The following is a 13,499-nucleotide window of genomic DNA, read 5'->3' as shown; positions in this document are numbered from 1 at the left end:
AGGCACGCTTATTTTTTCTTAAGAAATACGCCACTGGCATTCATCGCTGAACGAGCAACCACGGCAGAAAGAACTACAGAGAAAGCATAATCAATACTTGATAAACCCATTAGGCTTAGCATGTTCGCTGGCAGTGAGTTAAGGTCATTTGTGATTTTAGCTATATAAGTATTGATCGCACCAGTAACAACCATAGTTGAACCAAATGTTAAGCCAGCACCAGTTAAGATATTTTTTAATAGCCCACTTTCACGACTTTCTAAAACTTTAGCTAGTATCGATGCAAGACCTTTCATGATTTAATGCCCGTTAAAATATAAGCAGCCATAAGCGTAGATAAGACTTTAACAAGCCAAGATAAGCTAATGGCAAGCTGGCAAAGGTTAGCGTAAGAAATGGTTATGTTCATTTGTCTACCAACAATAGAAAATGGAATTTGTGTGTCTGGTGGGCAAGTTTTTGCAAAAGAAACATTAACAGAATTGATAGGTATTTTAGGTTCATCTATTTTTATTTCTGTATTTTCTTGTTTGGTTAATTCTTCTTCCTTTGTAATAGCTTCAATGGCTTCAACAATTCTGTCTGTGTTGGCTTTGGCATCAGCTTTGGCTTGGGCCCTTGCTTGTTCTTGCTGTCTTTGTAGTTCGGCTATGGCTGACTCGATGTCTTTAACTGATGATACGACCTTTTCATTTTCTCTTGCTTGAGCTTCTAGCTGTTTGTTGATTGCGTCTTTAAATGCGTCTGTTGCATTTTGGTTGTTAATCTTTGCTTGTTCAATGGCTTCATCTATTTTGCGGTTGATGAGTTCACCGTTTAAGCCTTTTTCAAGTGCGTCATGTATGTTGTCTAAGCCTACTTTGGTTACGTCTTTGTTTGTTCTTAATTCATCTATGACACGGTCTATGTTTGTATTGACAAGTTTGCCTTGTACAAGCATTTCATCTATTGCTATTTTGGTTTTCTTTTGTCTTTCTAGTATTTCATCGGTTTGTGTATTGATGACCCTTGTTGTTGTTTGTTGTTCTGATATGATTTGGTCTTGTTTGCCTGCCAATCTGTCAAAATCTGATGATATGCGATTGGCTAGTGATGATATGGCGTTTGTGATGCTTGATATGTCAATTGGTGGTGCTTTTTTGTTTGTTTCGTCTTTGCTGTTTTGATTTGTTTGGCTTGTTTCATTTGTGTTTGTTTGGTCATTGATGATGGTGGCATTGGTTTCTAGTGTTTCGTTATATGAGCCTGCTTTGATTGCTTCTCTGACAACTTGTTCTAAGCCTGCTTGGACTTCTTTGTTGCCTTGTTTTGCTTGAGCTATTGCTTGTTCGGTAACTGCGTCAAGTGGTAGGGTTTTTTCAATGATTTCGCCTTTAGCGTATTTACTGCCTGAATAGGTAACCTTATAACCACTTGGAATTATATTATCTTTATTTCCTATATAATCAATACTGACAACACAATTAAAAGACCAGCCATTATCATAGTGATTAATTGCCAGATAGTATTTGCCTCTATCTGAGCCATATCCATTAGATAAACGAGAATAAAATCTGCTTTGGCTACCAAGAAATGCAGAAGATTTGGCATAGTTACAAGCTTCTTCTGCTGATGTGAAAGATTTGCCATAAAATATGTATTCAAATCCTTGTGCTGAATCTTTGTATTTGATTGCTGAGCCATCTGTCATGACCCAGTCTACACCATCTAATAATGTGCTTACTGTGCTGTGTAGTAGGGATAAACCGTTTAATGTGCGTAAGAATTTGCTTACTGCTGATACACTTGGGGTTATTTTTGCTATTGATTTTTTATTGCCTTTGATTGCTTCTACAAATGTTGTTGAGCCTACTGCATTAACCTTAGTTGCTGTCCATGATGCGACACTGGCATAGGCAAGCAGTGGGTATGTCGCTATTATGATGCTTAGTAAGATGGCTAGGGCTTGTTTTGTCATTTGGCAAATCTTAGGCAGTAAATGTCATTTCATCAATAAGTAAAAAGAGAGAGTGACAATTATGACAAAAAACCAGTTTAATATATTAGGTTCTGTTGACATTAACATTGATTATCTCGTTTGAATTGGGTTGCCAAAGTCATCATATTCAAGGTCATTATCATAGTAGTAATCACCATAATCATCATCTTGATAATACATTTGGGCAACATGGTGTGGGTCATAGCCAACATAATCATATTGATGCTCATCAAGCTTAACGTTGTTTAAGTCAAGTGATTTAAGGTAGTAATAAGCATCTTTGCGTTGCTGTTTTTGTTCTCTGAGCTGTTGCTTTTTTATGTCACTTGCGTGTAGTAATTCGTATTCGGCAGCCAGTTTTTTAAAATTTAAAAAGTCTTTGGCGGCTTCATGTTCAGTTTTGTAGTTGTCTTGTCTATTTTGATAAAATGCTTGAAACTCTGTGTTTGAGTTTGGGTTTTCTAAAAATATTGCTTGGCGGTATTTTTTATAAGCTACCAATGCTATGGCAATGGCTACAAATATTGATAAAACGTATAAAATGACATTTAAAATGCCTGTGAATGTGTTTAACAATTCAGAGAAGATAGCATTTAACATAGTACCATCCTTTTGATTATGGGCTAAAACAGCCCATAACCTTGTGCTTTTTTGTAGTTACGTGGTTAGACAGAGAATAAAGCACGCTTAACCCAACGCCAGCCGACAATAGCAACACCGATAGTAAGAGCAACAGCGATTACAGCAGTGACAGCTGTTTTTACACCTTCCATCTGTGTTGTCAGCTCTGATAAATCAAGTGCAGCTTGTGCTTGAGCTGATGACAATGCTAAGACACCAATGGCAGTTGCAGGAGCAATAGCACGAGTGAAAAAGCCAGTTTTTTCTTGTTTTACGGCAACAAGAGAGCCGTTTTCTTTGTTAGTGTTCATGACATTAGTTCCTATATTGAGAACAACATTTTTTTAACAATCTTATATGAAAAAACCAGCATAAACAGAGTAACAGACATTGAAGTTAAACCTAATGCTTGCTCGCCTGTTATGGCTAAGTCTGTGAGCGTAGATTGTTGTACCGCCCACGTTTTGCAGTCATAACCGCCGTAAATGTTCCTAACTGTTTCCAGTTCAGCACATACATAAGCCATGATTGCAAAATCCTTTGTTATTTGGTTTGTGTGGTTTGAATTGGTTTTACGTCAATGACAATGTTTTTTGTGCTTCGACCACTGGTTACTTCAATTTTTTCGATTTCAGCTTTAATTGGAAAATTAAGGTTTTTAATTTTTTGAAAGTTGGTACTATCACCCCAGTTGTTTTCAACCGTGGCAAATCCAGCTTGTTCAGGATTTGTGGGGTCAAATGGGACTTGAATATAAAGTTTGGTAGTGTCATAAAAACGCCCTTCATATTCACCTTTTGACGCTTTGGCACCTGTGATGATGACTTCTTGTAACATGGCAAAATTCCTTAAATTGGTATGGGGCAGAAGTCGCAATGATTAACAGGTTCTGCCAATCCTGCTAATTTTTTAAAATAACTGTCAGTCACTCTTAAACGCTTTGGTACATAGTCATGAGCTTTGTCAGTTTGGATTAAATCAAGAATGATTGTGTCTTTTTCGTCTTGAGGCAAAAGCTCACGAAAGGTTTTTATATATTTGCCAAACTGCTTTTTCATGATTGATACGGCTTTGTGAAAGCTGATTTCACTTTCAACTTTTTGCGTTTCAATTTTTTTGCAAGTTTGAAATATTTCTTTGTGCTTGTATTCGATAAGCTCCAAGGCATAGGGATACGCACCAGCGAAGTAATCCGTTGGACTTATCAGCATGTCAAGGGGCAAGATGCGGTCTTTGTTTTTAAACTCTATTTCACTTCTAAACCATGGGTGTTCAGGGTCACCAAGCTGTTTGCCTTTTTCATAGCCACGGTACATTTTGCCGTTTTCACGTTTGCCGACTTGCAGGGTTCTGCCTTCACCTTCGTGACGTTTCCAGTCGCCAAGATGCTGGACCTTAGGCTTGCGGTTATTGAGGCTAAATTTGTTTTGGCTGTCAGCTTCATTTGCTTGCTCAGCTGATGAAAATTCACCATCAAAATCATCAAGGGCTAAGTCAATGCGGGTTATCTTTGCTTTTTCTTGATTATTAAGCCAATCATAAAGAAAGTATTCCCATGTTTCTTTTGCTTCATAACAGCCTTTACCAGTAATCATGATTAGTACGGTGCTTTTGTTGCCACCAAAAGCAATCTTGCCTAGTGTGTAATCGTCATGTCCTATGGTGTATTGGTATTTGTAGCCGTGTAAGCCTTTGACATTGCGTCTTATTTCGGTAAAGGGCTTGCCAAATAGCTGACCTAGGGTAATTGATATTTCATCGGCTAATTCATCAGCAACTTTGTTTTTTTCGTCATCTGTGTGTTCTGGATTTCTGATAAAGCTTTCAAAATAGTTCTCATCATTAACGCTGTTGCCATGGTCATATGATGATATTGATGTGACGTAATTTAGGGCATCAATGGTTACTAGCTGACCTGCTACAGGTACACGGACAGGAACTTCTATTTGTTTTTTGCCGTTTGTTATGGTCAATGTTTGCTTTTTGGCTATTTGCATGATTTTTGAGCAGTAATCTTCACGGCTCGTTATTTTTTTAACCTGCGTTTTACGGACTGCCATTGTTCGTTACCCCCGTGTTACCCCCGTGTTACAAATCGGGGGTCATTCCCATGAGAAAAACCAAGGGGACGAGATTTAGACAGTTTGCCGTTGTCATGAAAGTCTTCTAGTTCTTTGTTGTTTTCTGTGATTAGGTCTAGGTAGGTTGTAATGGTGACGGTCTTGTGTCCAATGCGGTTAGCAATGTATTCGATGTGTTCTAAGCATTCTTGACTGATGTCTGCTATGTTGCCATCAGCATTGATTATTGATGCGTAGTCAGTAATAATGCGTGATACATTGTCTAAGCTTGCTTGGTCAAAGTCTCTTTGAGTGTGGTATACAAACATTGCCATGATTGTTTATCCTAAGTGGCTTTATTTGGTGTTAATGGTTTTTTTCTATCTTGGCGTGCCCCTGACGCAACAGCAGTTAAAAAGGTATGTCTTCATAATGACCACAACTGGGGCATTCAGATTCACCAATTTGGACAGATTGACCACAGTTTTCACATTCATAAGTAGTGGCATAGTCTTCTGATGAATCATGTTCTGAAGCGTATTCAAAAAAGCCATCTGCATTTGCACCGCAATAGGGGCATTCGTCATAAGATGGATCAAATTCATTAGAACATGCGTAACAAAACATTTAATTATCCTTTTTAATGGCTTACTAACGCCCTTCGGTTGTTGGGTCAGTTTTAGCAAAAAGGCGATAAAGCTGCCTTTTTGCTAAAACTCGACCTAATTTATTCGTTAGAATTTAGAAAAATTACTCATATTTGACTTGGAAAATAAGCTGGGACAACAGGGGAAGAGCAAGGGGTAATCCAAAAGAAAAAATCAGTGTTTGAATAATCTGAATAATCTTTCAATGCTTTAGAAAAGGAATGAATTTCTTCTAAAGTTAAAGGATAATGATGAGAGCTAACAACATCAAAACATTGTTCATAAGTCATTGGTGGCTTTAAGTGAGCAGAAAAAACCTTGTCACGTATTGCACCAAAGTTAATGAGGTCAGAAAAATGAGCTTGATAGTTAAATTTAGACATAAACACTCAGTCCAGTGTGGTAAAAAAAGGAAATAAGATAATAATTGACGCTTTTATTGACTATTTGAAAGCTAATCCGTTAGACGCTTTCTTTCTTGTTGGCTTGTTCGCTATTGCTATTATTATTGCGATAATAAAAATAAAAGATTAAGTCTTTAACAAAGCGAGCAAAGCCATATCCAGAAAATAGGGCAAAAGAGTAAAGAAAGAGTCTCATAAAGGATTCGTTCATTTTCTTACGTCCTGTGGTATGATTTTTGGTGATACCTTAAATTGCTGATTACTATTAGAAAGTTTTTGAATAAGTAGCTCAGATACGTTAAAAGCTAACAACCAAGCCAAAGCAAAACCAACTAGATAAAAACAAGTTTTAGTGACTATCATCTTTTTGCCCTTGCTTTAGTCTGTTACTAAAGTTGTATGACAAAACAAATACAACGCCAATAATGAAACCAACGAAAAAATAAATGTAAAACAATGATTGAAGAACTTGTATGCCTGTCATTGTCATGTTTTTTTTCCTTTGGTTAAGGAATATATATGTATGAAAAACTAATACTACTTAGAGTCTTTTATAAGCTTGCTAAAGAGCTAGAAAGCAAATAACTACTATCAAGAAAAGCTATAAAACTGTAAATGTATTCATCGTTCAATCTATGGTATGATTTGGGGTTGAAAATACTTTTTACGGAAAATTCGTACAAGTAATTCATAAAAAATACGGAAAATCCGTATTTATTTAAATGCTAACATGCTTGATTATCCGTGTCAATACAAAATACGGATAATATGTACGGAGTAAGAAAAATGAATATTATTCGATTGATAGACGAGGCTAGATTAGAGCTTGGTAGTTATACAGCCATAGCAGAGAAACTAAATGTAGCAAAAAGCAAAATAACAGACATCAGAAAAGACCGCTACAAACCAAGTCCAGCAGAAATATTAAGAATTGCGGAAATAGCAAAAAAAGAAAATCCAGCTTGCACATTATTTGAAGTAATGGCGGAGCTGGATTCAGATAACGCAGAGTTATGGAATAAGTGGCATCCCGTAGGGGATTCGAACCCCTGTTACCGCCGTGAAAGGGCGGGGTCCTAGGCCTCTAGACGAACGGGACGCAAGAGAATTATTTTTGCGTGGCTTATATTTTAAGTTGCTCAGCACTCTCATTATGATATCTGCCTAGGAAAATGAAGTGCTGACTTTTTTAAAGCAGGCTTGCTAAGCCTTAAAAGTATCACAAAAATAATGGTGGAGCTAAGCGGAGTCGAACCGCTGACCCCTTGCATGCCATGCAAGTGCTCTACCAACTGAGCTATAGCCCCTAAAGCGATGGGTATTTTATATAACAGGATTTTTTTTGTCAAGCAGTTTTGCATAAATTCATGACATGCTGGCATTTTTTATGCCAACCACTGAGCATAATGTCCACGCAGTTTTGCCAATTTTGGGGGTATGACTAAGTTACAGTAGCCTTGACTAGGATTTTTGCTAAAAAAATCTTGATGATACTCTTCAGCAGGATAAAAAGTGGGAGCAGAATACACTTCAGTTACGATGGCGATGCCGTCTTCTTTTAGCTTAGCAATGGTATGATTAACGACGGCTTTTTGCTCGTCATCAGCATAAAACACCACCGAAGCGTATTGTCGCCCCACGTCATTGCCTTGTCGGTCTTGGGTGGTTGGGTCATGAATGGTAAAAAAGATGTCCAAAATCGTCTGTAGCGAGATGATGGCATCATCAAATTGTACCTTAATTACTTCAATATGTCCTGTATCACCGCCACACACCGCTTTATAATTGGCAGTGTCAGCATCACCACCTGCATAGCCTGAGGTTACTTGGCTTATGCCCTTAACTTGACGGAATACCGATTCGGTACACCAAAAACAACCACCACCTAGAATGATACTTTGCATCGCAATTTCCTATGATTTAGACAAGATTAAAATGGTAGAATAACAGAAATAACGCAAGTTATCTGATTGAGTGTGTTAAATAATTTTTGAGTCATTACCAAACCAATCACACAAACTGACATGACCACCACCATGCCATCTAAACACGATACCCTTTTTACCACGCCCCTTGATGCCGATGCTCGCTTTAGTTTTGATGAGCAGGTGGTCGCTTGTTTTCCTGATATGATACGTCGCAGTGTTCCCGGATATGGACAAATGTTGGCAATGCTACCAATTTTTGCTCGCCGTCATTGTGGCTTTCGTCAAACCCGTGGTACAGATGGGGTGGGAGAAAAAATCAGCCGTGTGTATGACTTGGGTTGTTCACTTGGGGCGGTGAGTTTGGCGTTGGCAAGTGAATTTGCCCCACAAGATTTGCAAATTAAAGCGATTGACTTATCTGAGCCAATGATAGATAAAGCCCGAATTGTAATGAGTGAGCATCACCCTAATCATGATATTGAGCTGATATGTGCTGATGTTTGCGACATCACACTACAAGCATGCGATATGATTGTATTGAATTTAACGCTACAATTTTTGCCTGTGGCAAAGCGTGTTGCGGTGTTACAAAAATGCCATGATGCGTTAGCAGAAGGTGGTATTTTAATTTTAACCGAAAAAACCCACTTAACCGATGAACAAGATGATGCTTGGCGGGTAGAGCGTTATTACGATTTTAAACGTGCCAATGGCTATAGCGAGCTTGAAATTAGTGGCAAACGTAATGCGTTAGAAAACGTGTTAATGACTGATACGTTGGCATGTCATCATCAGCGGTTACAACAGGTGGGATTTTATAGAAGCTTGACATGGTTTCAATTTTTAAACTTTGCGTCTGTCATTGCCTTTAAGTGAATCATTCATTTTATTCTCAAAACATCATATACAAGATGTCATACACAAGACATGACAATGTGTGTTTGGAGCAATCAACCCATGACCACCATTTTTCACGCTGAACAACAGCTGTATTTAACCCTATTGAGTCTGGCTAACAAATATCCGATTGCTCAAGCATGGCTTACTCAATTGCCAAGCTGGCTTGCCCAAATCAAAGACAAAAACCGCCATGCTCATGCCCCATTTTATGCGTCTTTGATTGAGCGATTACCCAGTATTGATGAACCAAAGATTGACCTAAACCAAGCCTGTATCACTGCCGAATTTGACTGGACAATCGAACAGTACAAACAAACCAACGCATTGCTCAAAAAACTCATGCCATGGAGAAAAGGTGGCTTTATTTTAGGCAACAAGCCATTGGACAATGATGAGCGTCAAATCCACATAGATACCGAATGGCGAAGTGATTACAAATGGAACAGGGTTGCTCCGCATATCAGTGATTTAACAGCAAAGCGAGTGCTGGATGTGGGTGGTGGTTCTGGTTATCACGGCTGGCGAATGGTGGGCGCTGGTGCAAATACCGTGATGGTGATAGACCCGTCTTGTCTGTTTTATCATCAATTTATGGCAATCAGACATTTTATGGGCGACATGCGTAACCGTTTTAATCAATCACCCATTCATTTTATCCCCATTGGATTAGAATCCCTGCCCCAAAGCCAAAATCCACAAGATGGCTTATTTCACACTGTGTTTAGCATGGGTGTTTTATACCACCGAGCATCACCGTTTGATTTTTTGCAGCAATTAAAAGGACAGTTGGTCAAAGGGGGCGAGCTGATACTAGAAACCTTGGTGGTCCCAGGTGATGAAACGACCGTACTTGTGCCAAAAGGGCGTTATGCTCAGATGAATAATGTGTATTTTTTACCGTCCGTATCGGCGTTGAGTGTGTGGTTAGCAAAAGCAGGGTTTGACGACATTCGTTGTGTGGACATAGACATCACCAGCACCGATGAACAGCGAACAACCAACTGGATGGTTCATCAATCATTGGCAGATTTTCTTGACCCAAATGATGCCAAAAAAACCCTTGAAGGCTATCACCGTCCAATAAGGGCGGTTATGGTGGCAAAGAAGTTATAGATTGACTTCCTCCCCCCTATCGTTCGGGGATTCCTTCTGCAAGACGGTGAAGCCCTACCGCAAGCCTAAGATAGTGGCAACCGCCCGTACGACACACCGTACATCTTAGGTTCTTATTTTAAGCTAATCCTACCGTTAGAATTGTCATAGACACGAATTAGCTTAAGTGTGTGTTTGGAAACGTCTTACCAGTTAAGTTACTGCGTACTCGCAATTTAGTCTTAACTTAACTGTGGAATGTAAGACATTGAATATAGTGAGATGAGTATGGCAAAACTTATCGCATTTAACAATTGCCTTATATCCACCGCCTGAAGGCTGTGGTTTTACGGCAACGGAGGATAAAAGAGATTATAGAATAAAAGAGATTATGGAATAAAACAGCTGACAAAAGAAAACAATGAACACAAATCTGTGTAATGGTCATTGTTTGGCTAGAATATGACAAACTGCCAACCACAACGTTTTACCAACTACAAGGTCTTACTAAAATACCACTCCATCACCATTTTAATCAAAAAGCCAAAAAATCCCCCACCCAATGCCAAAAATATCCAAAATGTGCCTTGTTTGCCTGCGTTATTTTTCTTTGACAAATCCCACATGATAAAAAACAAAAAGGCAATGAATAAGGGCAGTAGCACATTCATGCCCCATTTGGTAACGGTTTCTGCTGAAATGGCAAACATAATAGTCCCCTTAAACATCTTGTGAATATCAGCGTGTTGGCTGAATGTGCCAGTGTAACAAGAACACAGATGATATGGTAGTCATAAAGGGTTACTCACTGGTTAATGTGGGGAAGCTGTTTTATTTTTAGGACTGACGCATGAATTTAAAACCGACACATGGGTTCAATATCTTAGACATCAAACATGACCAATGTGAAAACAAACAAAAAGTGAAAGCGAGCGAAGTAGATGCAATTTTTACAAAAAATTGTTATATTGATGGGTTAATCAAATTGATATAAAAATTTTTGTCCCATGACAATCATTCCTATTAAGAAAATACCATGTCAAATACCACCCTATCGAATACCACCCTATCCAGCACATCAGCTCCTGTGGCAGAACAAAGTGATGCCATTGCACACTTATTTGCCCAAGCTGTCTCTCAATTGCAACGCCAAGGCGTATTGCCTACCGATTGGCAAAATAATGGGCAAATTAGCCGCCCTAAAGACCCTGAGCATGGAGATTATGCCAGTAATTTGGCATTATCCGCCGCCAAAGTTGCTAAGACCAATCCCAAAGTATTGGCAGAGCAACTCATCAATGCCCTACCACAAAATTCCTTAATTGCCAAAGCGAAAATCGCAGGACCGGGATTTATCAATGTTTTTTTAAGCAGTGATGCCAAGTTTGCTGTGCTAGATGACATCACCAAACAAGCGGATAAATTTGGTCTGTCAAAGGCTCACGCTGGCAAACGCATTCAAGTCGAATTTGTCTCTGCCAACCCAACTTCAAGTTTACATGTTGGGCATGGGCGTGGAGCTGCCTTTGGCATGAGTGTTGCCAACCTATTACAAGCAGTGGGTTATGACGTTTGTCGAGAGTATTATGTCAATGATGCAGGACGGCAAATGGACATTTTAGCAACCAGTACTTATTTGCGTTATCTACAGTTGGCAGGGGCAGAATTTACCTTTCCAAGTAATGGCTATCAAGGTGATTACGTCAACGACATTGCCAGAACACTACAAACCCAACATGGCGATGCCTATATTCACCCCATCAGCAAGCTGTATCACAACGTACCTGCCGATGCCGTATATACAACCGATGACAAAGGTGAAAAAACCCTCATTTCTGGTGATAAAGAAACCCATATTGATGGCTTGATTGTGAATGCCAAAACACTGCTGGGTGATGCAGGTTACCAGCTGTTTTTAGACACCGCTTTGGACAGTATTTTGACAGACATCAAGCAAGATTTAAATGAATTTGGGGTGCATTATGAGCGGTGGTTTAGCGAAAAATCAGTACAAGCCGACATCAACGATGCCCTAGCCCAATTGGATGCCAAAGGCTATCTGTACCAAAAAGATGGCAACATATGGTTTAAATCTAGCGAATTTGGTGACGAAAAAGACCGTGTGGTTCTGCGTGCCAATGGTCAACCCACTTATTTTGCATCAGACATCGCTTATCATAAAAATAAGTTTGACCGTGGTTTTGATACCGTGATTAACGTTTGGGGTTCAGACCATCATGGATATATCGCTCGTATCAAGGCCGCCTTACAAGCATTGGGCATTGAGCCACATCGACTTGAAGTGATATTGGTGCAGTTTGTATCACTGTGGCGGGGTGAAGAGAAAGTCGCCATGTCATCTCGTTCAGGGCAGTTTGTTACCCTGCGAGAGTTACGTGAAGACGTGAGTAACGATGCTGCCCGCTTTTATTATGTCGCCAGAAAGCCAGAAGTGCATATGGATTTTGATTTGCAACTGGCAAAATCACAAAGCCGAGACAATGCAGTGTATTATATCCAATACGCCCATGCTCGCATTTGCCGATTATTTGACAAGCTGGCAGAACGAGGCTGGCAGTATGATGCAACGATGGCGACCACCCAGCAAACACGATTAGACAGCGACAGTGAAAGCGAGATACTCAAGTTGTTGACTGCTTATCCTAACACCATCGAACGTGCTGCTAACAACCGAGAGCCACATCTATTGACCAACTATCTTAAAGAGTTAGCCAGTGCTTTTCATGGTTGGTACAACGACAATCGCATCTTGCCCACTGACGAAGGTGAAACCGATTGGGCATTAGTACAAGCACGATTGCGACTGGCATTCGCCATCAAACAGGTACTGAGTAACGGTTTAACCCTACTTGGTCTGTCTGCACCACAGTCTATGTGATGGCTGCTGTTATTTTTTAATAAACCAAGTTTTTAATAAACCAAGTTAAAAATAAATTTGTGTTAAAAAAGGAAAGGGAGCGTGTCTATGCTGACAAAACAACCCAAAGGGGCAACTGAAAAGCGAAAAAAATCCAGCGGTTTGCTCAGTTTGTTTTGGATGTTTGTCGGAGCAATATTGGCAGTGATGGTGGGTGTGTTTGCTTATCTGTCGCCTTTTTTTGATTTTGCCAAGCAGAGTACCCCCACCACAGCCATTGATTATCAAGTAAAACCCAAAGTTAATATGGATACCAACAGCACCGACTATGAATTTTATGATGTGTTACCCAACCAACAGATGATAACCATTCCTGATGCGTCTGTGATTGAAGAACACAATAATAATCAGAGTGATGGCTCAGAGATGTCATTTAAGCCCGATGTGGTCGTTGAACAACAGCGTCGCCTAGAAGAAGCCGCCAAAAAACAACTGCAAGAGCAACAAGACGCCATCAATCAAAATGCCAATAACGAAGCCAATCAAGACGGTGGTTATGGCATCTCTGAACAAACTATCTTAAACCCTGAAGACAACAATTCAGCTGAGACCACCAACCTGCCCCATATTGATGGCAACAGCATGGATAACAACAACAATCAAGCTGACATCATCAATGACGGCAAATCCAGTGCCAGCATTCAACGTAACCAACCTGCCACCACTTATATCTTGCAAATTAATAGCTTTGGCAATGCAGATGAAGCCGACCGTAGACGAGCTCAAGTGCTGATGGCTGGGGTAGATGCCAAAGTGGTTAAAAATGTGACGGGCAATGGACAAGAAATTTTTCAGGTCATTTCTGTGACAATGTCCAATCGCAATGCGGTTGCTTTGGCACAACAACGACTACAAAATAACGGGATTGATAGCATCATCGTGGAGCAAAGACGCAAACAGCCATTGGGTCAATAGCCATTTTTCTTACCAT

General features: G+C 39.7%; 15 protein-coding genes and 2 tRNA genes. 4 read left to right on the top strand and 13 right to left on the bottom strand.

All coding sequences use genetic code 11. From position 1 onward, the window contains the following. Positions 1-8: 8 nt before the first annotated feature. The 12 genes from WDM69_RS00270 to msrA form a co-directional block, all read right to left on the bottom strand. Positions 9-296, bottom strand: a complete 288-nt coding sequence (locus tag WDM69_RS00270; protein ID WP_078307760.1) for a DUF2523 family protein — start codon at positions 294-296, stop codon at positions 9-11. Next, positions 293-1,957, bottom strand: a complete 1,665-nt coding sequence (locus tag WDM69_RS00265) for a virulence factor TspB C-terminal domain-related protein (RefSeq protein WP_338755446.1) — start codon at positions 1,955-1,957, stop codon at positions 293-295. Before WDM69_RS00265 ends, WDM69_RS00270 begins: the two co-directional genes overlap by 4 nt. 111 nt (positions 1,958-2,068) lie before the next feature. Further along, positions 2,069-2,578, bottom strand: coding sequence for a hypothetical protein (locus WDM69_RS00260; protein WP_078307763.1), 510 nt, complete (start codon positions 2,576-2,578; stop codon positions 2,069-2,071). Between the two features lie 65 nt (positions 2,579-2,643). Beyond that, on the bottom strand, positions 2,644-2,910 hold the full coding sequence (locus WDM69_RS00255; protein ID WP_078307764.1) for a major capsid protein: 267 nt from the start codon (positions 2,908-2,910) through the stop codon (positions 2,644-2,646). A gap of 232 nt (positions 2,911-3,142) precedes the next feature. Then, positions 3,143-3,436: a hypothetical protein gene (locus tag WDM69_RS00250; protein ID WP_338755445.1), complete on the bottom strand. Its 294-nt coding sequence runs from the start codon at positions 3,434-3,436 to the stop codon at positions 3,143-3,145. Positions 3,437-3,447: 11 nt separating this feature from the next. Next, on the bottom strand, positions 3,448-4,659 hold the full coding sequence (locus WDM69_RS00245) for a replication initiation factor domain-containing protein (RefSeq protein ID WP_338755444.1): 1,212 nt from the start codon (positions 4,657-4,659) through the stop codon (positions 3,448-3,450). Between the two features lie 17 nt (positions 4,660-4,676). Further along, positions 4,677-4,994 (bottom strand): hypothetical protein, encoded by a 318-nt coding sequence (locus tag WDM69_RS00240; RefSeq protein WP_338755443.1) that lies wholly within the window; start codon positions 4,992-4,994, stop codon positions 4,677-4,679. 76 nt (positions 4,995-5,070) lie between these two features. Further along, entirely contained in the window at positions 5,071-5,286 is a 216-nt protein-coding gene (locus WDM69_RS00235; RefSeq protein ID WP_078307772.1) for a double zinc ribbon domain-containing protein, read from the bottom strand. A 127-nt stretch (positions 5,287-5,413) separates the two neighbouring features. After that, positions 5,414-5,689, bottom strand: coding sequence for a hypothetical protein (locus tag WDM69_RS00230; protein WP_078307773.1), 276 nt, complete (start codon positions 5,687-5,689; stop codon positions 5,414-5,416). 1,044 nt (positions 5,690-6,733) lie between these two features. After that, positions 6,734-6,809 (bottom strand) — tRNA-Glu (locus WDM69_RS00225). 132 nt (positions 6,810-6,941) lie between these two features. Continuing rightward, positions 6,942-7,017 (bottom strand) — tRNA-Ala (locus WDM69_RS00220). A gap of 78 nt (positions 7,018-7,095) precedes the next feature. Beyond that, positions 7,096-7,614, bottom strand: a complete 519-nt coding sequence (gene msrA, locus WDM69_RS00215; protein ID WP_078307775.1) for a peptide-methionine (S)-S-oxide reductase MsrA — start codon at positions 7,612-7,614, stop codon at positions 7,096-7,098. Between the two features lie 120 nt (positions 7,615-7,734). On the opposite strand from msrA, the gene cmoA reads away from it, so the two are divergent. Then, the gene (gene cmoA / locus WDM69_RS00210) at positions 7,735-8,514 is read left to right on the top strand and encodes a carboxy-S-adenosyl-L-methionine synthase CmoA (protein WP_078307777.1); all 780 of its coding nucleotides are present in this window, start codon (positions 7,735-7,737) and stop codon (positions 8,512-8,514) included. Positions 8,515-8,595: 81 nt separating this feature from the next. Beyond that, positions 8,596-9,651 carry a tRNA 5-methoxyuridine(34)/uridine 5-oxyacetic acid(34) synthase CmoB gene (cmoB, locus tag WDM69_RS00205; protein ID WP_078307796.1) on the top strand — a complete coding sequence of 352 codons (1,056 nt, stop codon included), beginning with the start codon at positions 8,596-8,598 and terminating at the stop codon, positions 9,649-9,651. A gap of 473 nt (positions 9,652-10,124) precedes the next feature. Here the strand turns inward: cmoB and WDM69_RS00200 are convergent, their stop codons facing one another. After that, positions 10,125-10,340: a DUF2788 domain-containing protein gene (locus tag WDM69_RS00200; RefSeq protein ID WP_078306431.1), complete on the bottom strand. Its 216-nt coding sequence runs from the start codon at positions 10,338-10,340 to the stop codon at positions 10,125-10,127. Between the two features lie 326 nt (positions 10,341-10,666). Here WDM69_RS00200 and argS point away from each other — a divergent pair, with 326 nt between their 5' ends. Then, the gene (gene argS, locus WDM69_RS00195; protein WP_078306430.1) at positions 10,667-12,529 is read left to right on the top strand and encodes an arginine--tRNA ligase; all 1,863 of its coding nucleotides are present in this window, start codon (positions 10,667-10,669) and stop codon (positions 12,527-12,529) included. A gap of 87 nt (positions 12,530-12,616) precedes the next feature. Continuing rightward, positions 12,617-13,483, top strand: coding sequence for an SPOR domain-containing protein (locus WDM69_RS00190; RefSeq protein WP_078306429.1), 867 nt, complete (start codon positions 12,617-12,619; stop codon positions 13,481-13,483). Positions 13,484-13,499: the final 16 nt, after the last annotated feature.

Origin of the sequence: Lwoffella lincolnii (assembly GCF_037201985.1) — a bacterium.
Classification (GTDB): Bacteria; Pseudomonadota; Gammaproteobacteria; order Pseudomonadales; family Moraxellaceae; genus Psychrobacter; species Psychrobacter lincolnii.
The sequence above is the reverse complement of the archived record's forward strand: the minus strand, read 5'-3'. Positions and strand labels throughout refer to the sequence as shown.